General features: G+C 73.8%; 26 protein-coding genes and 1 pseudogene. 6 read left to right on the forward strand and 21 right to left on the reverse strand.

The window, feature by feature from the left end:
* Nucleotides 1–2: 2 nt before the first annotated feature.
* The 5 genes from ACFEMC_RS20150 to ACFEMC_RS20170 form a co-directional block, all read right to left on the reverse strand.
* Nucleotides 3–281, reverse strand: a complete 279-nt coding sequence (locus ACFEMC_RS20150) for a DUF1490 family protein (RefSeq protein ID WP_380171269.1) — start codon at nt 279–281, stop codon at nt 3–5.
* Nucleotides 282–355: 74 nt separating this feature from the next.
* On the reverse strand, nt 356–1,438 hold the full coding sequence (locus ACFEMC_RS20155; protein WP_380171270.1) for an aldose epimerase family protein: 1,083 nt from the start codon (nt 1,436–1,438) through the stop codon (nt 356–358).
* 10 nt (nt 1,439–1,448) lie between these two features.
* Entirely contained in the window at nt 1,449–1,694 is a 246-nt protein-coding gene (locus ACFEMC_RS20160) for a hypothetical protein (protein ID WP_380171271.1), read from the reverse strand.
* Nucleotides 1,691–3,235 (reverse strand): PspC domain-containing protein, encoded by a 1,545-nt coding sequence (locus ACFEMC_RS20165; RefSeq protein ID WP_380171272.1) that lies wholly within the window; start codon nt 3,233–3,235, stop codon nt 1,691–1,693. The genes ACFEMC_RS20160 and ACFEMC_RS20165 overlap by 4 nt, the downstream gene beginning before the upstream one ends.
* Before the next feature lie 34 nt (nt 3,236–3,269).
* Nucleotides 3,270–3,725 (reverse strand): PspC domain-containing protein, encoded by a 456-nt coding sequence (locus tag ACFEMC_RS20170; protein WP_380171273.1) that lies wholly within the window; start codon nt 3,723–3,725, stop codon nt 3,270–3,272.
* Nucleotides 3,726–3,838: 113 nt separating this feature from the next.
* Between ACFEMC_RS20170 and ACFEMC_RS20175 the strand changes: the two genes are divergently transcribed.
* A complete protein-coding gene (locus ACFEMC_RS20175; protein ID WP_380171274.1) occupies nt 3,839–5,086 on the forward strand; it encodes a PspC domain-containing protein in 1,248 nt (415 codons plus the stop codon).
* A gap of 53 nt (nt 5,087–5,139) precedes the next feature.
* Nucleotides 5,140–5,793 carry a LuxR C-terminal-related transcriptional regulator gene (locus tag ACFEMC_RS20180; RefSeq protein ID WP_380176887.1) on the forward strand — a complete coding sequence of 218 codons (654 nt, stop codon included), beginning with the start codon at nt 5,140–5,142 and terminating at the stop codon, nt 5,791–5,793.
* Nucleotides 5,794–6,069: 276 nt separating this feature from the next.
* Here the strand turns inward: ACFEMC_RS20180 and ACFEMC_RS20185 are convergent.
* Nucleotides 6,070–6,333 (reverse strand): annotated as a pseudogene (locus tag ACFEMC_RS20185) (hypothetical protein); the annotation flags it as partial.
* A gap of 262 nt (nt 6,334–6,595) precedes the next feature.
* Here ACFEMC_RS20185 and ACFEMC_RS20190 point away from each other — a divergent pair.
* On the forward strand, nt 6,596–7,606 hold the full coding sequence (locus tag ACFEMC_RS20190) for a Gfo/Idh/MocA family oxidoreductase (protein ID WP_380171275.1): 1,011 nt from the start codon (nt 6,596–6,598) through the stop codon (nt 7,604–7,606).
* Here ACFEMC_RS20190 and ACFEMC_RS20195 read toward each other — a convergent pair.
* The 5 genes from ACFEMC_RS20195 to ACFEMC_RS20215 form a co-directional block, all read right to left on the reverse strand.
* Nucleotides 7,599–9,197 carry an MDR family MFS transporter gene (locus ACFEMC_RS20195; protein ID WP_380171276.1) on the reverse strand — a complete coding sequence of 533 codons (1,599 nt, stop codon included), beginning with the start codon at nt 9,195–9,197 and terminating at the stop codon, nt 7,599–7,601. The two genes, ACFEMC_RS20190 and ACFEMC_RS20195, sit on opposite strands and share 8 nt — an antisense overlap.
* Complete coding sequence (locus ACFEMC_RS20200; RefSeq protein WP_380171277.1) at nt 9,194–9,787, reverse strand: TetR/AcrR family transcriptional regulator; 594 nt, start codon at nt 9,785–9,787, stop codon at nt 9,194–9,196. The genes ACFEMC_RS20195 and ACFEMC_RS20200 overlap by 4 nt, the downstream gene beginning before the upstream one ends.
* A gap of 32 nt (nt 9,788–9,819) precedes the next feature.
* Nucleotides 9,820–10,653 (reverse strand): alpha/beta hydrolase, encoded by an 834-nt coding sequence (locus ACFEMC_RS20205; RefSeq protein ID WP_380171278.1) that lies wholly within the window; start codon nt 10,651–10,653, stop codon nt 9,820–9,822.
* 139 nt (nt 10,654–10,792) lie between these two features.
* Nucleotides 10,793–11,116 (reverse strand): hypothetical protein, encoded by a 324-nt coding sequence (locus ACFEMC_RS20210; RefSeq protein WP_380171279.1) that lies wholly within the window; start codon nt 11,114–11,116, stop codon nt 10,793–10,795.
* A gap of 89 nt (nt 11,117–11,205) precedes the next feature.
* On the reverse strand, nt 11,206–12,714 hold the full coding sequence (locus ACFEMC_RS20215) for an MDR family MFS transporter (RefSeq protein ID WP_380171280.1): 1,509 nt from the start codon (nt 12,712–12,714) through the stop codon (nt 11,206–11,208).
* Nucleotides 12,715–12,794: 80 nt separating this feature from the next.
* Here ACFEMC_RS20215 and ACFEMC_RS20220 point away from each other — a divergent pair, with 80 nt between their 5' ends.
* Nucleotides 12,795–13,415: a TetR family transcriptional regulator gene (locus tag ACFEMC_RS20220; protein WP_380171281.1), complete on the forward strand. Its 621-nt coding sequence runs from the start codon at nt 12,795–12,797 to the stop codon at nt 13,413–13,415.
* Nucleotides 13,416–13,542: 127 nt separating this feature from the next.
* Here ACFEMC_RS20220 and ACFEMC_RS20225 read toward each other — a convergent pair whose 3' ends face one another.
* From ACFEMC_RS20225 to ACFEMC_RS20270, 10 genes are all read right to left on the reverse strand, one after another.
* Nucleotides 13,543–15,129, reverse strand: a complete 1,587-nt coding sequence (locus tag ACFEMC_RS20225; RefSeq protein WP_380171282.1) for a methyl-accepting chemotaxis protein — start codon at nt 15,127–15,129, stop codon at nt 13,543–13,545.
* Between the two features lie 133 nt (nt 15,130–15,262).
* The gene (locus ACFEMC_RS20230; RefSeq protein WP_380171283.1) at nt 15,263–15,934 is read right to left on the reverse strand and encodes an SDR family NAD(P)-dependent oxidoreductase; all 672 of its coding nucleotides are present in this window, start codon (nt 15,932–15,934) and stop codon (nt 15,263–15,265) included.
* The gene (locus ACFEMC_RS20235; protein WP_380171284.1) at nt 15,931–17,121 is read right to left on the reverse strand and encodes an exo-alpha-sialidase; all 1,191 of its coding nucleotides are present in this window, start codon (nt 17,119–17,121) and stop codon (nt 15,931–15,933) included. The genes ACFEMC_RS20230 and ACFEMC_RS20235 overlap by 4 nt, the downstream gene beginning before the upstream one ends.
* A complete protein-coding gene (locus ACFEMC_RS20240) occupies nt 17,118–17,900 on the reverse strand; it encodes an HpcH/HpaI aldolase/citrate lyase family protein (RefSeq protein ID WP_380171285.1) in 783 nt (260 codons plus the stop codon). The genes ACFEMC_RS20235 and ACFEMC_RS20240 overlap by 4 nt, the downstream gene beginning before the upstream one ends.
* A 29-nt stretch (nt 17,901–17,929) precedes the next feature.
* Entirely contained in the window at nt 17,930–18,907 is a 978-nt protein-coding gene (locus ACFEMC_RS20245; protein WP_380171286.1) for an aldo/keto reductase, read from the reverse strand.
* Nucleotides 18,904–19,731 carry an ATP-binding cassette domain-containing protein gene (locus tag ACFEMC_RS20250; protein WP_380171287.1) on the reverse strand — a complete coding sequence of 276 codons (828 nt, stop codon included), beginning with the start codon at nt 19,729–19,731 and terminating at the stop codon, nt 18,904–18,906. The genes ACFEMC_RS20245 and ACFEMC_RS20250 overlap by 4 nt, the downstream gene beginning before the upstream one ends.
* On the reverse strand, nt 19,728–20,597 hold the full coding sequence (locus ACFEMC_RS20255) for an ABC transporter ATP-binding protein (protein WP_380176888.1): 870 nt from the start codon (nt 20,595–20,597) through the stop codon (nt 19,728–19,730). The genes ACFEMC_RS20250 and ACFEMC_RS20255 overlap by 4 nt, the downstream gene beginning before the upstream one ends.
* 26 nt (nt 20,598–20,623) lie before the next feature.
* Nucleotides 20,624–21,559 carry an ABC transporter permease gene (locus ACFEMC_RS20260; protein WP_380171288.1) on the reverse strand — a complete coding sequence of 312 codons (936 nt, stop codon included), beginning with the start codon at nt 21,557–21,559 and terminating at the stop codon, nt 20,624–20,626.
* Nucleotides 21,556–22,491 carry an ABC transporter permease gene (locus ACFEMC_RS20265; RefSeq protein ID WP_367637114.1) on the reverse strand — a complete coding sequence of 312 codons (936 nt, stop codon included), beginning with the start codon at nt 22,489–22,491 and terminating at the stop codon, nt 21,556–21,558. Before ACFEMC_RS20265 ends, ACFEMC_RS20260 begins: the two co-directional genes overlap by 4 nt.
* A 4-nt stretch (nt 22,492–22,495) precedes the next feature.
* On the reverse strand, nt 22,496–24,082 hold the full coding sequence (locus tag ACFEMC_RS20270; RefSeq protein ID WP_380171289.1) for an ABC transporter substrate-binding protein: 1,587 nt from the start codon (nt 24,080–24,082) through the stop codon (nt 22,496–22,498).
* A 211-nt stretch (nt 24,083–24,293) separates the two neighbouring features.
* Between ACFEMC_RS20270 and ACFEMC_RS20275 the strand changes: the two genes are divergently transcribed.
* Both ACFEMC_RS20275 and pdxA read left to right on the forward strand, forming a co-directional pair.
* Complete coding sequence (locus ACFEMC_RS20275; RefSeq protein WP_380171290.1) at nt 24,294–25,454, forward strand: four-carbon acid sugar kinase family protein; 1,161 nt, start codon at nt 24,294–24,296, stop codon at nt 25,452–25,454.
* On the forward strand, nt 25,451–26,482 hold the full coding sequence (gene pdxA, locus ACFEMC_RS20280; protein ID WP_380171291.1) for a 4-hydroxythreonine-4-phosphate dehydrogenase PdxA: 1,032 nt from the start codon (nt 25,451–25,453) through the stop codon (nt 26,480–26,482). Before ACFEMC_RS20275 ends, pdxA begins: the two co-directional genes overlap by 4 nt.
* Nucleotides 26,483–26,486 lie beyond the last annotated feature (4 nt).

The raw sequence follows: 26,486 nt of genomic DNA on the forward strand, positions 1-26,486 counted from the left end.
GATCAGTGCTGGTGGTCGTGACCGGCCTGCGGGGTGGGCGGCACGGGCGGCTGCTCCCCCATCTCGTCGTAGGCCTGGGCGACGATGTCACCGGCGCCGAGGCGCAGGCGCTCGACGCCCGTCTCTGCGGCGCGCGAGGTGCGGATGCCGACCTTGGTGCCGCCGACCGCCAGCCGGCGCAGGGCGGCGGTCCCCCGGCCGTCGCTGACGGCCTTGATGAGCCCGGCCGACGCGGCGGCGGTGAGCACGAGACGTCCGAGCGGAGCGGCGATCGGCAACACGGTTCCTCCAGGTGAGATCTGTTCTCATTGCACCACACCTGGGTCCGCGGCGCGCGACCCTCGGTCCGACCAGCCTAGGCGACGGAGAACCGGAACTCCGTGACGGAACGGAACTCCTCCCCCGGCAGCAGGACGGTCGTCGGGAACTCCGGCCGGTTGGGTGCGTCGGGCAACCCCTGGGTCTCCAGGGCGAACCCCGAGCGCGGCCCGTACGCGACGCCCGCCTTGCCGACGAGGGTCCCCGCCAGCGATCCGCCGGTGAAGAACTGGACGCCCGGCTGGTCGGTGCGGACCTCCAGGGTCCGGCCGGAGACGGGTTCGGTGACGACGGCCGCGAGCGCCGGCGGCCGGGCCCCGCCGGGGACGCCGGCGAGGACGTAGCAGTGGTCGAAACCCTTCCCGCGCTCGAGCTGCTCGTCGTCCAGCTCGACGCGGTACCCGACCGGGACGGCCTCGCGCAGGTCGAAGGGCGTCCCGCTCACGTCGCGGAACTCTCCCGTCGGAAGGCCGGTCTCGTCGACGGGCAGGAACCGGTCGGCGAGCACCTGGACGAGGTGGGGGTCGATCAGACCGGACCCCTCGCCGGCGAGGTCGAAGTACGCGTGGTTCGTGAGGTTCAGGACGGTGGGGGCGTCCGTCGTCGCCGCGTAGGTGATCGTCAGCACCCCCTCGTGCAGGGCGTACGTGACGTGCACGGACAGACCACCGGGGAACCCGTTGTCGCCGTCGGGGCTGAACAGGGAGAACCGGACGCCCGGGAGCCCCTCGACGGGGTGCGCGGTCCACAGCTTCTCCGAGAACGGGTGCGGCCCACCGTGGATGGCGTTCCCGCGGTCGGTGGCGGGGATCGTCAGGCGCCGCCCGTCGAGGTCGAACGTCCCGCCGGCGATCCGGTTGGCGAACCGGCCGATCGTGGCGCCGAACGAGCGCCCCTTCCCGGTGTACGGCTCGAGTTCGGAGAACCCGAGGACGACGTCGACGCGGACGCCGTCGCGGTCGGGAGCCAGCACGGACTGCAGCCGTGCACCGTGCTCCACGAGGCCGACCTCGAGCGTGCCGTCCCGCAGGACCCAGCGGCCGACCGGGGTTCCGTCCTCCAGCCGCCCCCAGTCCGCCTGGTGCTCGACCTGCGCGTCGGATGCGTTCGGGTTCGTCACGCGGTGGACGCTACCGGCGGGTGGGCCCCTCGTCGCGGGGACGGCGCACGGCCGCGACGGCCGAGGCGAGCAGGACACCAGCCCCCGCGACGAGCAGGACACCCGCGGCCCAGACCTTCCAGTCCCAGCTGAGGCCGAACAGGACGTGGACCGCCACGGCCGCCCCGGTCGCGGCGACGGCCAGGCCGCCGAGGACGGCTCCGAAGTCGGGCCCGCGCGGCGGCCGGGGCGCGGGTGGGGTCTCCGGGGTGCTCACGACGCCTCCAGGACGGTCGAGCCGACGGGGCCGAACCGGACCTCGCCGGTCCACGCGGTGGCCCGGACCCGCGCGGTGCCGTCGGGGACGGTCCAGTCGGCGGGGTCGTCCCCGCGGACGGTGACGGCGCCGGCCAGGGCGGCGGCGTCGGGGCCGACGGCGAACACGCGCCGCAGGTTGACGCCTCCGGCGACCGCCGACTGCCCCTCGCGCTGCACCTGCCCACCGATCGCGGGGTCGCCCAACCGGTCGCCGACCTCGACGACGTCGGCGCCCGGCTGCCAGCGCAGCGAGCCGGCCAGGGCGGTCACGTCGAGCAGGACGGTCCGGTCGGTGGGGACGACGACGTCGAGCCGGCCTGCGGCCACGGTCGCGGCGGCGGTGCCGTCCTCGAGCCCGCTCGGGTCGACGGTCATCCGGCCGACGTAGGCGCTGAGCGCCGAGGTCCCGGCGGGCGTCCAGGTGCGGTCCACGTCCCCGGTCCAGTTCCCAGCGGGCGGGGCCAGGGCGGTCGCGGCGGCGACGAGCGCGACGGGCCAGGCGAGCCCGACCAGGGCGGTGCGGCGGCCGCGCAGCCCGGCGAGCACGGCGCCCAGGCCGAGGACGACGGTGGCGGTCGCCGCGGCGAGGGGAAGGGTGCGCTCCTGCAGCGGCCGGGCGAGCGGCGTACCGCTCCACGGGCCGGAGGCGGTGAGCAGCGACGCGACGACGACGAGGCCGACGGCGAGCAGGGCGAGGCCGAGGGTCGCCGTGGTCAGCAGCGGAGAGCCCGGACGGCGGGCGGCACGCGTTCGAGCCGCCTTCTCGTACGCCGCGCGCACCTTCTCCTCGGTCCTGGCGTGGACGGCCGCCGCGCGGGCCTGCTCGCGCGCGAGCCGGGCGGCAGCGCGACGTTCGGTGGGCGACCCGAACCCGGCGGCGGGGACCGACGGCCGGGTCGGAGTGGCCGGGGTGTCCTTGACGAGGGACAGCGGTTGCGTCACGTCGGTGGGGGCGGGCGCCAGCTGGGCGTCGAGTGCGGCGCGGCGGGCGGGGTCCAGCGGCGGGACGCGGACGTCGCGCAGCAGCCACCACCCCAGGAGGGCCAGCAGCCCCGTGAGCAGGAAACCCCACCCGGGCCCGTCGAGGTTCTGGTTGAACACCCCGAGCAGCGCGCGGGGCAGCACCACGTCGGCCAGGACTAGGGCTCCGGCGAGCAGTGCACCGCCCGAGACGTCCCCGCGCAGGACGGCCTCGGCCTCGATGCGGCCGGGGGTGCTCGGCACCGGGGCCGCCTCGGGGGACCCGTCGCCGGCGCTCGCGGACCGTCCGTCGGGCAGCAGGAGCCAGCAGGCCCCGTAGGCGGCCAGGCCCAGGCCGCCGACGACCGTCAGGGCGACGAGGACACCGCGCACGAGGAGGGGGTCCAGGCCGAGACGTTCGGCCACGCCGCCGCAGACCCCTGCGAACCAGCGGTCCTGCGAGCGTTCGACGCCGCAGGACCGGACGGTCGCGAAGAACTTCGCGACCCCGCGCTGACCGGTCGTGGCTGTGCTGCTCACGGTCCGACCCTCCCACTCCGTCACGAGCGGGAGGTCAGAAGACCCAGCCGAGGCCGAGCAGTCCGTTGCCCAGGACGAGGTCGAGGACGACGAGGCCGACGGCCAGGGCGAGGGCGGCGGAGACGTCGCCGCGCTGGGCGGCCTGCGCCTCGATGCGGCCCGTGACGTCGGGCAGGAACGCCCACGCGAGGCCGTACAGGCCGAGGCCGATCCCGCCGAACAGCGCGAGGACGACGAAGCCGATGCGGACGGCGTTGACGTGGACGCCGGTGCGCTGGGCGATGCCCCCGGCGACGCCGGCGACCCAGCGGTCGCGGGACCGTACGAGGCCGGTGCGGCGGATCGAGGCGAAGAAGCGGTCGACGGCGGTGGGGCGGGCGGGCTGGTCGGAGTGCTGGCCCGAGTGCTGGTCGCTGCAGTCGCTCACGGGGGGCTCCTGTCCGGTGGTCTGCTGGGTCTTGTCGAAGCTGAGGTTCTCGCTGGAGTTCATGTCTCGAGACTGCTCGCCGGCGACCCCCGGCCACATCGGGGACGCCCCTGACCCGACCCTGAACTCCTGCGTCGGGGGATCCCCCGGGTGCGGGTGCGTGTCACGATCGGCGGGTGCTGACGGCGACGAGGGAAGCTTCGGGCGGGTCGGAGGACGGGGCCCCCGTCCCCCGTCCACCGCTCGTGCGCAGCACGGCCCACCGCCGGATCGCGGGCGTGGCCGCCGGGATCGCCGAGCACGTCGGGGTCCCGACCTCGAAGGTGCGCACGGTGTTCGCCGCCTCGGCGTTCCTCGGGGGTTTCGGCGTCGTCCTCTACGTCGTGCTCTGGCTGCTGGTGCTGGACGACCGGCAGCGCGACCTGCCCGACGACCAGCGCCCCGACCCCGCGGGGTGGGTCCTCGCCCACCGCAACGCCCTCGTCGGGGTCGCCGTCGTCGTCGGGCTCGGGCTCGTCCCGGCCGTGAACCTCGTCGACGGGTCCGCCCGGTACGTCGTCCCCGTCCTCGTCGCGGGAACGGGGATCGTGCTCGCGTGGAGCCAGTTGGACGCGACCCGGCGGCGCCGGTTCGTGGAGGAGGCCGGCGACGGCCGCGGTGCCGTGGTGCGCGTCCTCGCCGGTGCGTCCCTCGTGGTCCTGGGAGCGGTGCTGTTCCCCGTCGTCGTCGGTGACGTGCGGCAGTTCTGGCGCTCGGCGCTGGCCGGGGTCGTCGTGCTGGGCGGGGTCGGGCTCGTCGCCGCGCCCTGGGTGGTGCGGTTGTGGCAGGACCTGGGCGCCGAACGCGCGGCGCTGGCCCGCGAGCAGCAGCGCGCCGAGTTCGCCGCCCACGTGCACGACTCGGTGCTGCAGACGCTGGCGCTCATCCAGAAGCGGTCGGCCGACGCCGGCGAGGTCGCGCGGCTGGCGCGGCGGCAGGAACGTGAACTGCGGCAGTGGTTGTACGGCGACCACGGCACGTCGGCCGGAACCCTCGGCGCGGCGCTGCGCGCGGCGGCCACCGAGGTGGAGGACGTGTCCGGGGCCGTCGTGGAGGTCGTCCTCGTGGGCGACCTGGACACCGCTGCGCTGGACCGCGGGACGACGGCCCTGGCCCAGGCCGCCCGCGAGGCCCTGCTGAACGCCGGGCGGCACGCGGGTGGGACGGTGTCCCTGTACGCCGAACCGGTCGGGGGCGGTGGTGTGGAGGTCTTCGTGCGCGACCGCGGCGCCGGTTTCGACCTCGACGCGATCCCCGAGGACCGGCTGGGCGTGCGGGAGTCGATCGTCGGCCGCATGCAGCGGGCCGGGGGTTCGGCGACCATCCGCCGTCCCGCCGACGGGGGCACCGAGGTGGCCCTGCGGATCCCGGGCAGCGGCACGTGATACGAGCAGGAGGCGGTGTCGTGATCAGGGTCCTCGTCGTCGACGACCACCGGATGGTGCGGACGGGGGTGCGGGCGGAACTGTCCACCGCCGACGACCTCGAGGTCGTCGGGGAGGCCGCGGACGTCGCCGGGGCGGTCGCCGCCGTCGGCCGGCTGCGTCCCGACGTCGTCCTGCTGGACGTGCACCTGCCCGCCGGCCCGGACGAGAACCCCGCCCCGGGCGCCGGTTCGGGTGGGGCGCAGGTGCTCGCGCAGTGCGCGGAGTTCCTGGTGTCCGACCCGCCGGTGCGGTTCCTGGCCCTGTCCGTCTCCGACGCGGCCGACGACGTCATCGCCGTCATCCGCCGCGGCGCCCGCGGGTACGTCACGAAGACCATCAGCGGGGAGGACCTCGCCGCGGCCGTGCGCCGGGTCGCCGAGGGCGACGCCGTGTTCTCCCCCCGCCTGGCCGGTTTCGTCCTCGACGCGTTCGGCGCCGGTGCGGGTGAGGTCGCCGCGGCCGACGACGAACTCGACCGGCTGTCGGCGCGCGAACGCGAGGTCATGCGCCTCATCGCCCGCGGCTACGCCTACAAGGAGGTCGCGAAGGAGTTGTTCATCTCGGTCAAGACCGTCGAGACCCACGTGTCCGCGGTGCTGCGCAAGCTGCAGCTGTCGAACCGCAACGAGCTGACCCGCTGGGCCGCCGCTCGCCGCCTCCTCTGACTCCTCCCCGCGCTCCCGGTGCGGGGATGCTGCACCGAGGGGAACGGCCGAGCGTCAGCGATCATTCGCTGCAGCAACGGATCTCGGGTCGCGGCGATGGTCCGGACCTGGTCGAATGCCTCCACCAGTGTTCGGCGGGAGCACCCGCGGAGAACACCCGACGGAACCGGGAGAACGACCATGGGCCTTCTGAAGGGTCTCCTCAAGGGAGCCGTCCTCGGCAAGATCATCCAGAAGCTGACCGGTTCGGGGCAGCCGCGCCGCTGAGCCGACGGTTCACCGGGCTGCGGGGCGGGTCGCCTCCTCCAGCACCTCCAGGACGTGCCGGTACGGCCGCCCCGTCGCCCGCGTCAGCCCCAGCTCGCAGGTGCGGTTCGCCGAGCAGTGCGCGTCGAAGGACCGGGCGGTGACCTCGGCGGCCTCCCGCGCCGTCGCGCTCGCCGTCAGCTCGGGGTGCAGCAGCCCCCGGTCCCCCGCGTAGCCGCAGCAGCCCGCGTCCTGCGGGACGACGACCTCGTCCGCGACGTGTTCGGCGACGGCGACCATCGCCGGCATCCCCCATCAGGCGGGTCGACCCGCGGCAGGTGTCGAGCAACCGCGCAATCGGGACGACGACGTCCTCCGGCACCGGCGTCGTGCCCCAGGGGCATGCCCCGGCGACCGCCGCCCTTCGAGGCGCTGCGGTGGGCGGAGAGCGTGTCATCCGGCTCGTCGGAGGGACTCGCATTGACCCCCGAGGTCGGCGGTCCCTACCCTTTGGACCGGTCCACCGCCCCGATCCCCGTCTCCCGAGAGGACAGAGATGTCCCAGCCCGTCCGCTTCGCGCTCATCGGCACCGGCCGCATCGGCCAGGTCCACGCGGCCTCGATCCACCGCAGCCCCGACGCGGTCCTCACCGTGGCGGCCGACGCGATCGTCGCCGGAGCGGAACGCACGGTGGCGCAGTACGGGGGCCGGGCCACCGCCGACGCGCTGGAGGCCATCGCGGCCGACGACGTCGACGCCGTCGTCATCGCGTCCCCCACGCCGACGCACGTCGACCTGCTCTCCGCGGCGCTCGACGCCGGCAAGGCCGTGCTGTGCGAGAAGCCGATCGACCTCGACATCACCCGCGTCGACGCGGTCCGCGACCGTGCACGCGCCGCGTCGACGCCGGTCGTCCTGGGCTTCAACCGCCGCTTCGACCCGCACTTCGCCGAGCTGCGCCGTCGGGTGCAGGCCGGGGAAGTCGGGCGGCTGGAGCACCTCGCGATCACCAGCCGCGACCCGGAGGCGCCGCCCGCGGACTACGTGCGGGTCTCCGGCGGGATCTTCCGCGACATGGCGATCCACGACTTCGACATGGCCCGCTCGTTCGTCCCGGACATCGTGTCGGTGACGGCCGTCGGCCTGCGGCAGTTCGACGCGGGCATCGCCGGTGCCGGTGACTTCGACGCCGCGGTCACCACCCTCGTCGGCGCGGGCGGGGAGTCGGTCACCATCACGAACTCCCGCCACAGCGCGTACGGCTACGACCAGCGCATCGAGGCCTTCGGAGCCGAGGGCCTCCTCGAGGTCGGCAACGTCACCCCGACCCTCGTGCGCTCCTCGACCGCCGACGCGAGTTCCGTCGGGGAGCCGTACCGCCGGTTCTTCCTCGAGCGCTACCGCGACGCCTACGAACTGGAACTGGCCGCGTTCGTCGCGGCCGTCCGCGGCGACCTGGCCCCCGGGGTTCCCGGGTTCGAGGACGGCCGGGCGGCCCTCGTCCTGGCCGACGCCGCTGAGACGTCGGCCCGCGAGGGCCGCACGGTGGCCGTCGACCTCAGCTGACGCCGGGGGTGACGGGGCGGTCGGTGTCCGTCGCCCCGTCGCGGACGGTCTGGGCGGGAACCTCCGCCGGGCCGTCCGCACCGTCGTCGTCCTGCTCCTGCTCCACCGCAGAGGTGTTCGACAGCGGAACCTCGGGCAGGAAGAACGCGATGACCGTGCCGAGCAGGAACATCGGGACGAGCCAGAGGAAGATCGGGACGAGCGAGTCGGCGTAGGCGCCGACCACGCGGTCGGCGACGTCCCCGGGCAGCGACGCGACGAGCGACGGCGTCAGGCTCGAGGCGCTCTCGGTCGAACCCCCGAGCGCCCCACCGAGCCGGTCGGTGAGACGGCTGGAGAACACCGTCCCCAGGACGGCCGTCCCGACCGTGACCCCGAGTTCGCGGAACAGGTTGTTCGAGCTCGTCGCCGTCCCGATCTCCCGCGGGCTGACCGCGTTCTGCACGGCGAGGACGATGATCTGCATGAACAGGCCGAGCCCGGCGCCGAGGATCCCGACGTAGAGGCCGACGAGCACGAGGGACGTCGACACCGTCAGCGTCGAGAGCAGGAACATCGCGACGGCGGCGGTAGCCGTCCCGGCGATCGGCAGGACCTTGTAGCGACCCGTCTTCGTCACGGCCGCACCGGAGGCCAGGCTCGTGACGAGCAGACCGGCGACCATCGGCAGCAGCAGCAGACCGGACTCGGTGGCGTCGACGCCGTAGACCATCTGCAGGTACGTCGGCAGGTAGGCCAGCGCGCCCATCATGCCCGCGCCGACGACCAGGCCGAGCAGCGTCGTGACGACGAAGGTGCGGTTGCGGAAGAACCGCAGGGGGATGACGGGTTCGGACGCGCGACGCTCGACGAGGACGAACGTGACCACCGCGACGACCGTCCCGACGAGCAACCCCACGACGGTCGGTGAACCCCACGCGTACTGCGTTCCGCCCCAGCTCATCACGAGCACGAGCCCAGTGCTGGCGAGGGCGAGCAGCGCCATGCCCGCGTAGTCGATCGCCGCAGTGTTCTGCCGCTTCGGCAGGCGGATCGTGAGCGCGGCCACAGCGAGGGCGACGACGCCCAGCGGGAGGTTGATCCAGAACACCCAGCGCCAGTCGACCGAGTCGGTGAGCCAGCCGCCGAGCAGCGGACCGGCGACGGCGGAGACGCCGAACACGGCACCGATGGGGGCCATGAACTTCGCCCGGTCCCGGGCCGGGACGACGTCGGCGATGATGGTCTGGGACATGATCATCAGGCCGGAACCGCCGAGGCCCTGCAAGAACCGGAACCCGACGAACTGCAGCATGGTCTGCGAGAAACCCGCCAGCGCGGACCCGAGCAGGAACAGCGCGATGGCGACGAGGAACAGCCGCTTGCGGCCGACGAGGTCACCGACCTTGCCGTAGACGGGCATGGCGATCGTGATGGCGAGCGTGTAGGCCGTGATGGCCCAGCTCATGTGCTGCAGCCCGTCGAGCTCCCCGACGATCGTGGGCAGCGCCGTGCCGACGATCGTCTGGTCGAGCGAGGCGAGCAGCATGACGAGCATCAGGCTGGCGAAGATCCAGCCGATGCGGGGCCTCGCCGCCGCGGTGGTGCTCACAGGGTCCTCCGGTCGGTGGTGGTGAGGGTGCGCAGGGCGGCCCAGGCCGCCCGCGTCGAGCTGAGGGGGTCGGGTTGCCGGCCGTCGATCCAGTTGGTGCCGCTGACGCGGGCGAGGGCGCCGGCCACGGCCGCGACGGTCCGCGCCGTGAACTCGTCGACGTCACCGCGCGCCGAGACGGCCGCGGCCAGCGCCTGCTCGCTCGCGGCGATCCGGGCCAGCAGACCGGGCAGGAGTTCCGGGGAACCGTCGACGAGGCGCATGACCCGCAGGGCGCGGTCCCGGTCGGGGGTGTCCTGGGCGGCCTGCGTGGCGAAGAGCTCCTCGAGCGCGTCGAGCAACGGCGCGCTCGAGGCGGTGAACGCTTCCAGAGCCCCCGGGCGCCAGGCCATCGCGTCGTGGAAGAGGGCCTCGTCCTTGGTCGAGAAGTAGTTGAAGAACGTGCGGCGCGAGATGCCCGCGCGCGCGGCGACGTCGTCGACCGTGACCTGGTCCCAGCCGCGCTCGACCGCGAGGTCCAGGGCCGCGGCGGCGATCTCGGCCGTCGTCTCGGCCCGTCGACGGTCGCGCAGGGTGAGAGGATCGTTCACGGCTCAAGTTTGCACTCAGTGCAGAGCGTGCGTCAAGTGCAAGGTCCCAGCGCCCACCGCAGGGCGTCCGGGAGGAGGACCCCGGCGTGCTGCGGGCTGTGGCCGCCGTCCCCGACGACCAGGCGCACGTCGTGCCCGGACTCGGCCAGCGCGGCGGCGACGCGGAGGTTCTCCGCGAACCAGTTGCACTCCGGCCGGTTCCAGCCGAGGTCCCGGTGCGCGGCCTGCAGGAACCACCGGACGGGGCGGCGCGCACCGTCCGCGAGGAGCCGCGGGTAGGGGTTGCCGCCCGGCATCTGCGCGAAGCTCGCCAGGAAGCAGACGGCCTGGCCGAACCGGTCGGGCCGGTGCCACGCGGCGGTGAACGCCGCGTTCCCGCCGCTGCTGCCGCCCACGACGACGGCGTCAGCCGGATCGTCGGACAACCGGTGCTCCCGCCCCACCCGGGCGAGGACCTCGTCCACGAGGCAGCGGGCGTAGCGGTCGTCGGCGGCGTCGTACTCGACGTTGCGGTTCTTCGGCCGCGGCCCGTCGCACACCCCGGGGTCGACGAACACCCCGATCGTCGGGGGCAACGCGCCGCAGGCGACGAGGTTGTCCAGGACGACCGCCCCGCGCACGTCGCCGTCGGGGTCGAGGTACCACCACCCGTCGTTGAACACCGCGACCGCCGCCGGTCGGTCGGGGTCGAGGCCGGCGGGGACGTGGGTCCACACCGTCCGGTCCGTCCCCGGGTACGCCTCGGCGTCCAGCTGCCACGCAGTGGTCGTCCCCCGCGGGACGCCGGGGCGTGGGTGGGAGTCCGGTCCGTGCTCGTAGCGGACGTCCGACAGGTCCTGCGGGAGAGGGCGGTACGGGACGGTCACCGTCCGACCCTGGCACCGGACGCGCGCCCCGTCGACGGGGTTCCGTCGCCGGGTGACCGCGGCGGTGCGACCCGGCTTCGGCACCACCACCGCCGTCCTGGCGGTCTCCGGTGCGGCCGCGCACCGGCGGGGGGTGACCCTACGACTGGTCCTGAGCGGCGAACCAGTCGGCGTACTCCGTCGTCCTCGCCAGGTGCCGGGTCAGGTCGGGGGCGCCGTCGTCCCACCACACCGGGCCGCGCTCCCCCAGGCCGTGCTTGGCGGCGTCGACCCGGGCCCGCGCGGCTTCCCGCGCCGCGTCGTCCCCGGCGTCGAGGGCCTGCCGCTTCGCGCGGCGGGCGGCCATGAGTTCGTCGACGAGCTCCTGGCGCCGGTCCTCCGGCAGGTCGGGGTTCGTCCGCCGCCACAACCGGCCGCGGACGACGAGGTAGCGGCCGTCCGGGGTCACGAGGGGTTCGGCCACGCACCGATCGTCGGACGGGTGGACGGGCGTCGCACCCCGGACAGCACGACGGCCGGCCCCCTCGCGGGAACCGGCCGTCGCGGGCGACCTCAGTGGACGGGCGTACGCGGCCCGGGGACGACGGGCGGACGCCGCACGAGCAGCGACAACCCCAGCGCGACGAGCGAGATGATCCCGCCCCACAGGAACGCGGCCTGGACACCGTCGGCGACGGCGTGCAGCGCGTCGGTGCCCGCGGCGAGGCTGTCGGCCGAGCGCGTGGACAGGACCGTGACGAACAGCGCCGTCCCGGCTGCGCCCGCCAGCTGCTGCACGGTTCCGACCGTGGCCGATCCGTGCGCGTACAGCTCCGAACGCAGGGAACCCAGCGCCGAGGTGAACAGCGGCGTGAACATGAACGCCAGCCCCACGCTGAGGAGCGTGTGCACGACGACGACCATCCCGGCGGGAGTTCCCGGGTGCAACGTCGTCAGCAACCACAGGGCTCCGCTGACGAGCACCGCGCCCGGCGTCACGAGGGGTCTGGGGCCGAACCGGTCGAACAACCGGCCGACGACCGGCGACAGGATCCCCATGACGGCGCCGCCCGGCAGGAGCAGCAGACCCGTTTCGAGGGAACCGAGCTGGAGGACCGTCTGCAGGAAGATCGGCAGCACGATGAGGGTCCCGAACAGGCCCATGAAGCTCGTGACGAGCACGATCGTCGACACGGTGAACGAGCGGTTGGCGAAGACGCGCAGGTCCATGAGGGGCGTGGACGTCCGGGTCAGACGGAGCTGACGCACGACGAACGTCGCCAGTGAGGCGACACCCACCAGGACGGGGATCCACGGCGCGACCGGTGCGTGGCCGCTGGCGGATTCCCCGATGCTCGACAACCCGTAGATCAGCCCGCCGAAACCGACCGCCGACAACGCCAGCGAGAGGACGTCCAGGCGCGCGGGGCGCGGGGTCGTGACGTTGCGGACCTTCCACGCGCCGGCCCCGAGGGCGAGCAGCGCGATGGGCAGGACGATGATGAACATCCACCGCCAGGACAGCGAGTTCAGGATGATCCCGGAGATCGTCGGGCCGATCGCCGGGGCGACGGAGATGACGACGGAGATCATCCCCATGGTGCGTCCACGGCTCGCGGCGGGGACGAGGGTCAGCGCCGTCGTCATGAGCAGCGGCATCATCACGGCGGTGCCGCTGGCCTGGACGATGCGCCCGACGAGCAGGACGCCGAAACCCGGCGCGACGGCCGCGATGGCGGTCCCGAGGCTGAACAACCCCATCGCCGCGACGAAGACCTGGCGCAGCCGGAACCGCTGCATGATGAAACCCGTCGCCGGGATGACGACGGCCATGGTGAGCATGAACCCCGTCGTCAGCCACTGACCGGTCGCGGCCGTGATGCCGAGGTCGGCCATGAGCCGCGGCAGCGCCACGCCCATGATCGTCTCGTTGAGGATGACGACGAAGGCGGAGACGAGCAGGAGCCCGATGACGGTGGCGTCGCCGGGGGCGAGGCGGTCGCGCTCGCCGGGAGCTGCGGGCGCCGCGGCGGGTGGTGCGGACGAGACCGGCTGCAGGGTCGCGTCCTCGTTCGTGGACATGGGTGAGGACTCCTCGTGGTGGTGACAGTCACAACCCTAGTGGCAGTGGCTGCCAACTCGTCAGTGGATATCCTCATTCCGTGACCACGACGACCCCAGCCCCCGACCTGCGCGAGCGCCGTCGCCTCGCGACCCGGGCGGAGATCGAGCAGGTGGCCCTGGACCTGTTCGCCCGGGACGGCTCGGAGCGGACGACGGTCGACGACATCGCCGCCGCGGCAGGGGTCTCGCCGCGGACCTTCTTCCGCTACTTCGGGACGAAGGAGGACGCCGCCCTCGGCGCCAACCGCGCCTTCGACGCCGCCCTGGCCGAGCGCCTGGAGGACCGGGTCGGCTCCTCGACGTCCCTGGCGGACCTCGAGGACTGCATCGCCGACGTCCTCACGTCGTTCTCGGCCGAGGCGGGCTCGATCGAGCGGATGCTGCGGGTGCGCTGCCTCGTCATCGAGGACACGGGTCTGCGGGGCGCCCTCCTGCGCCTCGACGCCGAGCAGACCGCCGCCTTCTTCTCCCGCATCGCCGCGGCGACCGGAGCGCCGACGGTCGACCTGCGCACCCGCGTCGTCGCGGAGACGTTGGGCGCCGGACTGCGCGCGGCCCTGGACGACTGGGCCGCCCGCCGCGACCAGGGCGAGGACGCCGACCTCGTCGCCACCTACCGCCGCACCTGCGAGACCCTGCGCGACGTCACCGCCGCCTGACCCGACCCAGCCAGCCACCCCACCCCCTCAGGCGTGGAGAACACTCCCTCCGCCCTCGGAACACGTGTTCTGAGGGCGGAGGGAGTGTTCTCCACGCGGGAGGGGCGGTCCGTGGCGGGGGGGGCCGTCAGAGGGTGAAGGCGGCGGTGAGCTCCTGGAGGCGGGCGGCGGCGCGGGAGACGTCGGCCGCGGTGGTCGCCGTCTGGTGGGCGCCGGACGTCGTCTGGCTGGCCGCCGACGCCACCCCGGAGATGTTCACGGCGATCTCCTGGGATCCCGTCGACACCTCGCTGACGTTGCGCACCATCTCCCCCGTCGTCGCGGACTGCTCCTCGACCGCCGCGGCGATCGTCGACTGCAAGGCGTCGATCTGCGTGATGACGTCCCCGATGCGGGCGATGGCCGTCGCCGCCTCCTGCACGTCGGCCTGCGTGGCGCCGACGCGGGCGGTGATCGACTCGGTGGCGCGCGCGGTCTGACCGGCCAGTTCCTTCACCTCGCCGGCGACCACGGCGAACCCCTTGCCGGCGTCCCCGGCGCGGGCGGCCTCGATGGTCGCGTTGAGCGCCAGCAGGTTCGTCTGCGCGGCGATCGAGGTGATGAGCTTGACGACCTCGCCGATCTCACGGCTGGAGACCGAGAGGCGCTGCAGGGTCTGCCCGGCGCCGTCGGCCGCGGCGACGGCCGAGGCCGCGGTGGCGGACGCGTCCGCAGTGGAGGTGGCGATCTCGCCGATGGCCGCCGTCATCTGCTCGCCGGCGGCGGCAACCGTGCCGATGTTCGCGCTGATCTCCTCCGCCGCGGCGGACACCACCTGCGCCTGCGCGGCGGACTCCTCGGCCCCGGCGGAGAGCTGGGTGGCGACGGCCGACAGCTCCTCGCTCGACCCCGCCAGGACCTGGGCGGTGGCGGTGATCTCGGTCATCGTCGAGGACAGGGTGTCCATGGTCTCGTCGACGGCACGCGACAGCTGCCCGATCTCGTCGGCGGCGGCGTACCCGACGCGCTGGTCCAGCCGACCCTGCGCCAGCCCGCGGACGACCTCGGCGGTCCGCCCCAGCGGGCGGGTGATCGAGCGCGCCACGAGGACGGCGACGACGGCGGCGGCGACGAGGGCCACCGCCCCGAGGCCGAGGAGCAGCCACAGCGCCTCGCGGTAGCGAGCGGCCCCGAGCGCCGAGGTGTGCGTCGCGTTGTCGACCTCGGCCTTCTGGATCCGGTCGAGGGTCGTGTTCATCCGGGTGGCCAGCGGCAGCAGGTCGCGGTTGCGCACCGTCTGGAACCCCGGCAGGTCGCCGTTCTCGGCGGCCGTGACGGCGGGCCCGCGCAGCTGGCGGAACGAGGCGAGGTCCGCCTGGAAGGAGTCGCGGTCGGCCTGCGTGGAGACGGGGAACGTGTCGAGGTACCCCTTCCAGTCCGCGTCGAGCTCCGCGTCGTCCGCCGCCATCGCGCTCCGGGCGCTCGCGCGGCCCGCCGCGTCGGTGGCCAGGCCCATCGAGGTGACGTCGAGCCGCGTCTGGGCGACGCCGTACTTCACCAGGCCGCTGTACTTGACCCCCGGCACCACGACGTCGGACATCGACGACACCGTCGCCTGGGACGTGTGCAGGGTCTGCAGCCCCAGGCCGACCGCCGCCACCAGCAGCAGGCAGACGGTGCCGAAGCCCAGTCCGAGCTTCGTGGTGATGGAGAGGTCCCGCAGTCGTTTGGCCATGCACAAGGTTTCGGCCGGTGAACGAGACGGTTGAGACCTCAACAGTGTGTCGGACGACAATCGCCCGTACGGGCGAATCGGTACCGGTTCCGGCGGGCTTCACCACGCCCCCCGGAGGATGCTCACCACCCCCTCAGAGCGAGGCGCCCCCGCAGACGACGACGGCCTGGCCCGTCACCGACCTCCCGGCCGGCCCGAGCAGGAACCCGACGAGTGCGGCGACGTCCGCCGGGTCGACGAGGGCGCCGAGCGGCGGCACCTTCACGGGGGTGCTCGCGCGACCGGGGTCGTGCGTCATGGCGGTCTCGGTGGGACCGGGGGCCACGACGTTCACCGTGATGCGGCGCGGGGCGAGTTCCTGGGCCCAGCTGCGGGACAGCCCCGTCAGCGCGGCCTTGGTCGCGGCGTACTGCGACTTGCCCGCCACGCCCACCATCGTGCGGCTGCCCAGCAGCACCACGCGGCCACCGTCGACGATCCGGTCGGCGAGGGTGTCGACGAGCAGCGCAGCTGCGGCGACGTGGACGTCGAACATGGCCCGCAGGTCCTCGGCGCGCAGCGACCCCAGCGGGTTCGTCCGCTGGAAACCCGCGCAGTGCACCACGGCGTCGACCGACTCCAGGTCCTCGACTCCCGCCACCACCTGCCCCGCGTCGGCGAGGTCGGCCGCCACCCAGTCGACGGCGGACACGTCGGGGGCGGTGCGGGACAACCCCCGCACCCGGTAGCCGGCGTCGAGCAGGTGCGTCGTCACCGCCCGGCCGATCCCCGAACTGCACCCGGTCACGACGGCGAGCGGGTTCACCCGTGCACCAGCAGGGCCAGCGGCAGCCGGGCGTACCGGATCGCGCGGCGGTGCCAGGTGTAGGCGACGTGGACCGTGTCACCGACGACGAGGACGCTCGGGTACGACAACTCGTGGTTCGCGCCGGCGCGGGAGTCGTTCGTCAGGCAGTTCCCGTCCCCGCCCTCCAGGTCGAGCGAGCGGTCCCAGGTGAGGCCGCCGTCGGTCGAACGCGCCAGCGCCATGGGCGCGCGCGGAGTTCCCCAGACCGCGCGGGGCCCCGCGGACGTGGTCTGCGCGGACGCGACCTGCTCGACGATCCCCTCGTCCCCGATCTCGTCGTAGAGGGATTCGCGGCGCGGGCTGTCCTCGGTCGCACGGATGCGGTCGAAGGCGATGACGAGACCGTCCTCGGCGTCCGTCGACACCTGCACCGAGGAGTTGTTGTTGGGCAGCGGTGTGGGTTCCGGCGCCGACCAGCTGTCTCCGCCGTCGGTCGACGTCGAGCGGTGGACGGCGTCGGCCCAGCGGCTGCGGTAGAACGCCACGAGCGAGGCGTCGGGACGCACCTGCACGTTCATGTGCACCATCCCGGTGCTGCCGGGGACGGCGACCTCGCGCCAGGTCCGGCCCTCGTCGTCGGAGGTGAGCACGACGCTGTCGTCCTCGTCACCCCGCCACCGGGCTCCCGGGGCGACGGGGCAGCGGAACAGCGGCAGCAGCCAGCGCCCGGCCGAGGTCACGACGGGCGGTTGCCGCACGAACACCCCACCGGCGGCCGACGACGGCACGAACGTCTCCGTCGGCCCGAACGTCCGGCCGCCGTCCGTGGACACCCGGCGCCGCACCTCGGCGGTGTCCTGGTTCCCGGCGGTCTGCGCGGTGTGCAGCAACCACACCTCGCCGGCGGGCGTGGTCCACAGGATCGGGTTCTGCTCCGAGCGTTCGGGGTCCGACGACAGGCGGACGGGGTCCGACCACGCCGTCGCGTCCGGCGCGAGGACCGACATCCACACGTCGATGTCCGCGACACCCTCCTGGGTCCCGCCGAACCACACGCACGCGAGGTCACCGCCGGGCAGGACCGCGAGGTTGGCGGCGTGGCACTGGACGGTCGGGGCGGGCAGGAAACCCGACACCACGTCACCGTCCGCCCCGAGCGTGGTCACCGACGGGTCGTCGACCTCCGGCAGCAGGAACTCGGTCACGCCCGCCCCCTCGCGGTCGAGAGGTGCTCGCGCGCGGCGTTCTCGAGGTGCACCACGTCGGAGGCGACGGTGACGAACGTCCAGCCCGCCTCGATCCGCTGCCGGGCGACGTCGCCGTGCGGGGTGTGGATGCCCGCAGCGATGCCCGCCGCCGCGGTGGCCGCGAGGACGCGGGTCAGGGCCGCGTCGAACTCCTCCTGGACGGCCGGGTCGCCGGGGAACGCGCCCCCCAGGCCGATGGACAGGTCCGAGGGCCCGACGTACAGGCCGTCCAGACCGGGGGTCGCGGCGATCTCCTCGACGTTCGCGAGACCGTCGGCGGTCTCGATCATGGCCAGCACCGCCGTCTGCTCGTCGGCCTGTGCGGGAACGGGTCCGACGCGCAGTCCCGAGCGCATGGGGCCGTAGGACCGGACGCCGTGCGGCGGGTACTTCGCGGAACGGACGGACGCGGCCGCCTCCGCCGCGGTGTTCACCAGCGGGACGACGATCCCCCGGGCGCCCGCGTCGAGCGCGTGGCCGATGGCGGTCGGGTCGTTCGCCGCGACGCGGACGACGCCGGCCGACCCGCCGCAGTCGACGGCGAGCATCCCGTGCAGGACCCCGCTGTGCCCGAGCAGCCCGTGCTGGGCGTCGATCGCGACGTAGTCGTACCCGAGCCGCGCGACGCGTTCGGTGGCGAACGGCGCGTCGAGAGTGATCCAGTAGCCGACGACGAGGTCGCGGGCGCGCACGCGCCGGGCGAAGTCGGCGGGGTCCGGTCGGTCTGCTGCCTGCACGGTCAGGTCTCCTCAGGTGGTGACGGGGTTCAGCGGTTGTAGGCCGGGGCGGGTCCGCGCAACGCGGCTCCCACCTCGTCGCAGGCCTCGAGCACGTCGGCCGGGAGCGGTCCCGCCGCCAGGGCCTGCAGGTTCTGCTGCAGCTGTTCGGCGCGGGAACCCCCGAGCAGCAGGGAGTCCACGACCTCGCGGTGGGCGGTCCAGCGCAGGGCCAGTTCGGCCATCGGCAGACCCGCGCCGTCCGCCACGGCACGCAGGCGCTCGACGGCGCCGAACAACTGCTCGTCCCAGTACCGCTGCGAGTACATCTCCGCGAGGCGCGAGGACCCGAACCGCCCTTCGGAGGGGCGCTCGGAGAACCGGTGCCGTCCCGTCAGCAACCCGCCGCCGAGCGGGTTGTAGACCATCGTCGCGAGGCGGTGGACGGCGGCGAACTCGACGTACTCCTCCTCGATGCGGCGCGCGAGGAGGTTGTAGAGCTGCTGGGCCACGACCGGCCGCGGGGCGCCCACGCGGTCCGCCGCCGCCTCCACGTCGGCGATCTGCCAGGCCGCGTAGTTCGAGACGCCGAGGCTGCGCACCTTGCCCTCGGCGACGAGTTCCGCGACCGCCGCCAGCGTGTCCTCGACCGGCGTGGTCCGGTCGGGCTGGTGCAGGTACAGCAGGTCGAGCCGGTCGGTCCGCAACCGGCGCAGGCTGGCCTCGACGCAGCGCCGGACGGCGGCCGGCGAGAGCAGGGCGTCGTCGCCGGCGTCCGGGTGGGGCATGCCGACCTTGGACGCCAGTTCCACCTCGTCGCGGCGGCCGGCGAGGAGGGTTCCGAGGAGTTCCTCGGTCGCGCCGCCGGCGTAGGCGTTGGCGGTGTCGACCGCCGTCACCCCGTGGGTGAGGGCGACGTCGAGCATCTCCTCGGCCGTGCCCTCGTCGACGGTGTCGGCGAACGTCATGGTGCCCAGCACGGGGCGTGCCCCCGCGTGCTCTGCGGTGGCGGTCGTGGTGCCGGTCATGCGGCGGTCCCTCCGGTGGTCGTGAGCACGCCGCGGACGACGTGCCGGGGTTTGCGGCCGACCATGGCGGCCGGGTCGAGCGCTGCACGGCGCAACCGGCGCGTGTAGTCCTCGGCCGGGGTGGTGAGCACCCGCGCGGTCGGTCCGGACTCGACCACGCGACCGCCGCGCATGACGACGACCTCGTCGCTGATGCCCTGCACGACGCCGAGGTTGTGCGAGATGAACAGGCAGCTGATGCCCGTGTCGCGCTGGACCTCGCGCAGCAGGTCGAGCACCTGCGCCTGCACGGAGACGTCGAGCGCGCTCGTCGCCTCGTCGCACAGCAGGAGTTCGGGTTCGGAGGCCAGGGCCCGGGCGATGCCGATGCGCTGGCGCTGTCCGCCGGAGAACTCGGCGGGCCGCCGGTCCAGCCCGCTGGCGGGCAGCCCGACCCGGTCGAACAGCTCCCGCACCCGGGCCTCGCGGCCGCCCTTCGGGGTTCCCCGCTGCCGCAGCGCCTCCGCGACGATCTCGGACGCCGTGAGGTGCGGGTCGAGGGACCCGTAGGGGTCCTGGAACACCATCTGCCAGCGGTGCCGCAACGGCCGCAGCCGGCGGTCGGGCAGGTGGGTGATGTCGGTGCCGTCGAGCACGACCCGGCCGGCCGTGGGTTCCAGCAGCCGCATGACGGCCTTGGCGATCGTCGACTTCCCGCAGCCCGACTCCCCCACGACGGCGACGGTCCGGCCGCGCGGGACGCGGAACGAGACGCCGTCCACGGCCCGGAAGGACCCGTACTCCACGACGAGGTCCTCGACCTCGAGAACCGCGGTCTCGTTCACGACCGTCCTCCGTCCGGACCCGTCGACGGGTCCTCGTCCCAGGGTCCCAGCGTGGGCACCGCGGCGAGCAGGGCCCGGGTGTACTCCTCGCGCGGGTCGGCGATGACGGCCTCGACCTCGCCGGACTCGACGAACACCCCGCCGCGCATGACGTGGATGCGGTCGGACACGAGCCGGGCCACGCCGAGGTCGTGGGTGATGACGAGCAGCGCGACACCGCGCTGCTCCTGCAGTTCCAGCAACAGGTCCAGGACGCCGGCCTGCACGGTGACGTCGAGGGCCGAGGTGGGTTCGTCGGCCACGATGAGCTGCGGTTCGCTGGCCAGCGCCATCGCGATGAGGACGCGCTGCAGCATCCCGCCGGACAACTGGTGCGGGAACTTGCGCAGCTGCGCGGGCGGGTCGGGGATGTGGACCTGCTGGAGCAGGCGCTCCGCGCGGGCCTGGACCGCCGAGGCACCGCTGGCCGCCCCGGCGTGCCGGACGGCCTCGCGCAACTGGCTGCCGATGCTGTGCACGGGGCTGAGCGCCGTCATCGGGTCCTGCGGCACCAGCGCCACGGTGCGTCCACGGGCGGCGGCCAGCGCGCGGGGTTCGCGCAGCACGTCGACACCGTCGAGCACCACGGACCCGGACAGCACGGCGAGGTCGTCGGGCAGCAGCCCGAGGATCCCCATGGCGGTCGTCGACTTCCCCGACCCCGACTCCCCGATGAGCGTCACCGTCTCCCCGCGGTCGACGGAGAACGAGACCCCGTCGACGGCGCGGACGATCCCGCGCGCGGTGATGAGTTCCACCTGCAGGTCCTGGACCTGCAGCAGTGGCGGGGCGCCGGAACCCCGGGGTTCCCTCGCAGCGTCGCGCACCTGCGGTCCCGTGCGGTCGAGCGTCTTCACGCGGTCCTCCCTCGGCCCAGCAGTCCACGGACGCGGCGGCGCCAGGACGTCCCCGCCCCGTCCCGCAACGCGTCCCCCAGCAGGTTCACCCCGACGACGAGCAGCACGATCGCGACGCCGGGTGCCGTGACGAGCCACCAGGCGGTCCCGATGTAGTCCTGACCGTCGGAGACGATGCGGCCCCAGGTGGCGAACGGACGTTCCGGCCCGGCGCCGAGGAAGCTCAGCGCGCTCTCCAGCAGCACGGCCTGCGCGAGCAGCAGCAGGACGACGAGCAGGGTCTGCGGCACGACGTTGGGGACGACGTGCCGGACGAGGATCGAGACGCGTCGCAGCCCCAGCGTCCGCGCTGCCGCGACGTACGGCTTCTCCCGTTCGACGAGCACGAGGGACCGGGTCAGTCGCGCCACCTCCGGCCACTGCGCGACGGCGATCACCAGGGTGATGACGGGGATCGACTGCCCGAACAGCGCCACGACGAGGAGCAGCATCATGAGCAGCGGCAGGGACATCTGCGCCTCCAGCAACCGGGAGACGACGACGTCGACCCAGCGGCCGTAGAACCCCGCGGCGGCACCGAGCACGAGGCCGACGGCCCCGGAGACGACGACCGCGAGAACACCGACGGCGAGGGACACCTGGCCGCCGTGCAGCACGCGGGACAGCAGGTCCCGGCCGAGCTGGTCGGTGCCGAGGAGGTGTCCGGCGCTCAGCGGTGGCAGGAGGCGGTCGCCGAGGTCCTGCGCGTTCGGGTCCGGCAGCGGCAGGAGGTTCGCGAGGAGGATCGGGACGACGACGAGGAGCGCGCAGACCAGACCGGCGATCGTCTTGGTGCGGTTCGCGCGGGCCTGCCGCGTCGTCGCCGCCCGGGCCAGGTGCGCAGCGGTGACCGCGCTGGGCCGCGAGGGGCGGCTGGGGGTTTCCGTGCTCATGCTGCACTCGCCTTCCCGAGACGCACGCGTGGGTCGAGCAGGGGGTAGAGCAGGTCGACGAGGAGCTGGACGCCGACCGCGAGCACCGAGGTGACGAGGACCGTCGCCTGGATCAGCGGGTAGTCGCGGGTCTCCAGCGCCCGGACGACGAGGGAACCGACCCCGGGCCAGGCGAAGACGACCTCGACCACGACGACGCCGTTGAGCATCGCGGCGAACCGGGTGCCGAGCGCCGTGAACACCGGGATCGCCGAGTTCCCCATCGCGTAGCGCCAGGTGAGGACGTGGCTGGAGAAGCCCCGCGAACGCGCCACGACGAAGTAGGGCGCCGCGAGGTTCTGCACCATCTCCCGCCGCACGAGGCGCGAGAGCAGCGCGACCTGGAGGATCGCGATGGTGACGGCCGGCAGCAGCAGCCCGCTCCACGTCGTGAACCCGGACGCCGGCAGCACCGGCAGCGCGACGGCGAAGACGCTGAGGAGCAGGACGCCGATCCAGAAGTCCGGCATGGACTGCCCCGCGATCGTCGCGACGTTCGCGGCGAGCTCGGACCGGCTGTCGCGACGGCGGGCCATCCAGACGCCCAGCGGGATCGAGACGACGGCGGCGATGACGATGGCCGTGCACGCCAGCGTGAGCGTGTAGGGCATGCGGTCAGCCACGACCGTCAGCGCGGGGGCCTGGAAGCTGTAGGACTGCCCGAGGTTTCCGTGCAGCAGTTGCGAGAGGAACGTCAGGTACTGCGACCCCAGCGGGTCGTCGAGGCCGAACCGGTCCCGCACCTGCTGGAGCTGCTCCGTCGTGGCCAGCGGCCCGGCGAAGGCGCGGGCCGGGTCGCCCGGGGCGAGTCGGATGAGCACGAACACGGTGGAGACCGTGAGGAACACGGTGAGCAGGCCCTGGCCGGCCCGCTTCAGGACGTAGGTGACCACGGCCTCAGCCCTTCAGCTCGACGGCGGACAGGCGGTAGTTGTTCGCGGGCGACAGGTCGATCCCGTGGACGCGGTCGCGCCGGGCGAGGATGGCCTTCGGGTTGAACTGCCAGGCGCAGGGCCAGGTGTCCCACACGGCCTGCTGGGCCTGCGCGGTGAGGTCCTGCCGCCGGGTCGGGTCCGTCTCGGACGACGCGGCGACGATGAGGTCGGTGACGGCCGGGACGACGTAGCCCTGGTAGGTGTCGCGGGTCTTCTCCTTCTCGGCCGTTCCCGCGTACATCCCCTGCAGCATGACGACCGCCTGGCCGGTCGGTCCGGGGAAGCCGTTGCCCAGCAGGTCCCAGTCCCCCGCGCGACCCTGCCGCCAGGACATGATGTCGCCGCCGGGCTGGAACTCCCGCAGCCGGGCGCGGACGCCGATGTCGCCGAACATGTCGACGAGCGCCTCCATGACGAACGTGTCGCCGGGGAACTCGCCGGACTCCCAGATGATGGTGATCTCGAGGTCCTCCGCGCCCATCGAGGCGAGGATCTTCTTCGCGGCGCCGGGGTCGTAGACGTACTCCCCGGTCTTCACGTACCCGGCCTGGTTGGAGGTGACGACCCCCTCGGCCTGGACGGCGGTCCCCGCGAGGACCTCCTTCACCAGCGACTCGCCGTCGATGGCCATGCTGAGCGCCTGGCGTCCGCGCGGGTCGGCGAGCGGGTGGCCCGGGGGTTTGCGGAAGTTGTAGAAGATCTGGTTGAACCGCAGGCTCGGCACCTCGGTGAGGTGGATCCCCGCCAGGCCCTTGAGCTGCTGGGCGGAGTCGGGGGTGATGGAGTCGATGACGTCGACCTCGCCGCTGCGGATCGCGATGACGCGGCTGGACTCCTCCGGGGAGAACCGCACGTCGACGGTCTCGACCTTCGCGGGGGTTCCCCAGTACTTCTCGTTCCGCCGCAGCCGGTAGGTGCCGGTGCCGCGGTCGTGGGACGTCATGACGAAGGGGCCGGACCCGAGCCCGTCCTGCAGTTCCTCGGGGCGGTTGGCCGCCGCGGGGGTGATGAGGATGTTGCTCATGAGCGCGTCGAGCGTCGGCAACGGACGCTCGGTGTCGAGGGTGAACGTCCGGTCGTCCAGCGCCGTGACCGTCGGGATCTCGGGGAAGAAGCTCGCGACGAAGCTGGCGTCGGTGTCGGCGTAGCACTGCAGCGCCGTGGCGACGTCCTTGACCGTGACGGGAGAGCCGTCGGAGTAGCAGGCCTCCGGGCGCAGCCGGACGGTCCAGCGCGTCGGCTCGGTGAGTTCGAAGCTCTCCGCGAGGACCAGCGCGGGCTTCACGTCGGTGCCGATCTCGGTGAGGGCCTGACGGACGGCCCGCTGCACGGTGACGGCGGCGTCGAACTGGTTGAGCTTGTTGTCGAGGCTGACCAGGGAGCGGTTCAGCGCCAGCGTGAGGGTGTCCGGGCCGGGGGCGCCGGTGGGGCCGGCACACCCGGTGATCGTCCCCACCCCGCCGAGGAGGCCGACGCCCGCCCCGCCGGCGAGCAGCGTGCGGCGGCTGAGCGGGGGGCGACCGGGTGGTCGGGGTGTCGCGGCGGTCATCGGTGACCCCTCATCTCGGCGGGACGGGCGGGCTCGTCCTGATCGGCTGGTGATCGGGTGCTGGTCGGTCTGTGGGCGCCGGTGCCGGGGGTGCCGGACGGCGTCGTCCGACGAGCACTGTGCCACTACTGCTCGGAACGCGCAACGGTCTGGCGCGAAACGCGCAGCATGTGGAACCATGGCCGCCACCAGAGCCACGAGGAGGTGACCCGTGACCGCACCCGCTACCCCCCACACCGTTGCCCACGCCCCCACGAGCACGGGCTTGCGGCGCGTCGTGGCCGACGACCTGTCCGGCGCCGCCGAGGTCGCCGGCGTCCTGCTCGCCCGCGGCCGGGACTGCCAGGTCGTCCTCGACGGCTCCCTGGACGGCCTCGCCCCCATCCCGGGGGACCTGGGCGTCACGACCGTCGTCGACACCGACCACCGGGCGATCGACCCCGCGTCGGCCCGCGACGCCGTGCGGGCCGCCACCGCGGACCCGACCGGCCCCGTGCTCGTCGTCGTCAAGCTCGACTCGCTGTGGCGCGGGAACGTCAGGGCCACCGTCGACGCGTTGCACGACAACGGGTTCCAGGTCCTCGTCGCCGGCGCGCTGCCGTCGCTGGGCCGCACCGTGCGGGGTGGGTCGCCCTTCGTCGGCGACCTCCCGCTCGCCGACACCGCGTTGTGGGCGCTCGAACCGCACCCCGCGCCGCGAGCCGTGGCGGACCTGCTGGACGGGCCGGTCACCGTCGTCCCCCTCGGCGTCCTGCGCGCCGGGTGGACGCTCGACGGGCAGGAGCTGTCGGTGCTCGACGGCGAGGCCGACGCCGACCTGCGCGCCGCCGCGACCGCCGCCGTCGACGCGGTCGCCCGCGGGCGGCGGGTGGCCCTGGTCGGCAGCGCCGCTCTCGTCGCAGCCGTCGCCGACACCGTGCCCGCTCCCGTCGGGGCCGTCCCCGCGCCCGCCGTGGCTGCCGGTCACCGACCGGTGGTCCTCGCCGTCGGCAGCGGGTCGGCCGCCTCCTCTGCGCAGACCGCGCACCTGCGCGCAGCCGCCGTCGTCGACGAGCACACCCACCTGCTGACGATCGACGCGGCCGAACCGGTCGCGGACCTCGCCCGCCGGGTCGGCCGGACGCACCCCACCGCCGACCTGGTCCTCACGGGCGGTCAGACGGCCCGCGCCGTCCTCGACCACCTCGGCGTCCGCCGGCTGCGGCCGGTCGCCCAGCCCGACCACGGCGTCGTCGTCAGCCTCGCCGACGACGGTCGCCTCGTCGCCACCAAACCCGGCAGCTTCGGGCAGGACCCGACGCTCACCGACCTCGTCCGGCTGCTGCGCGCTCTGCGCAGCGGCGTCCCCACCGCACCCCAGGAGATCCCGTGACCCCCTCGACCGCCGTCATCGACGCCCGGCCCGCGATCGCCGTCACGATGGGCGACGGCGCCGGGGTCGGCCCCGAGGTCACCGTCGGGGCCCTCCTCGACCCCGCCGCCTACCGGGACGGTCGCCCGGTCGTCGTCGGGGACGCCGCGCGGCTTCGCCAGGCCGCGCAGGCCCTGGGCGTCGAGGCCGACGTGGTGGTCGTGCCCGACGTGGCGTCGGCCGAGTTCACCCCGGGGCGCATCAACGTCGTGGACCCGGAACTGCTGCCCGCCGACCTGCCGTGGGGGGAACTGTCCGCCGCCGCGGGGCACGCCGCCCACGAGTACGTGCGCATCGCCTGCGAGCTCGCGATGGCCGGTGACGTCCAGGCCATCTGCACCGCCCCGCTCAACAAGGCCGCGCTCCACGCAGCCGGCCACCTCTACCCCGGGCACACCGAACTCCTCGCGCACTTCTGCGGCGTCGAGGAGGTGTCGATGATGCTGACGACCCCGCGCATCAAGGTCATCCACGTCACGACGCACATCGGGCTCATCGACGCGGTCGCGCGCATCGAACCCGGCCTCGTCGAGCGGACCATCCGCCGCGGCGCCGAGGCGCTGCGCCGTGCGGGGAACCCGAACCCCCGCATCGGGGTCTGCGCCATCAACCCGCACGCCGGGGAGAACGGCCTGTTCGGGTACGGCGAGGAGGCGGAGAAGATCACCCCGGGTGTCGAGGCCGCGCGGGCGGCCGGCGTCGACGCGGTCGGCCCCCTGCCCGCCGACACGGCGTTCTTCCTCGGCGGTCGCGGTGACTACGATCTGATCGTCGCGATGTACCACGACCAGGGCCACGGCCCGGTGAAGGTGCTCGGGATCGAGGCGGGGGTCAACATCACCGTGGGGTTGCCCGTCATCCGCACGTCGGTCGACCACGGCACGGCGTTCGACATCGCGGGAACCGGACGGGTGGAGGTCGGCAGCATGGTCGAGGCGTTGCGGCAGGCCACCGAACTCGCTGGTGCGCCCGCTCCGGCGGGGGCGTGACCCG

Source organism: Kineococcus sp. DHX-1, assembly GCF_042473625.1.
In the GTDB taxonomy this organism is placed as follows: domain Bacteria; phylum Actinomycetota; class Actinomycetes; order Actinomycetales; family Kineococcaceae; genus Kineococcus.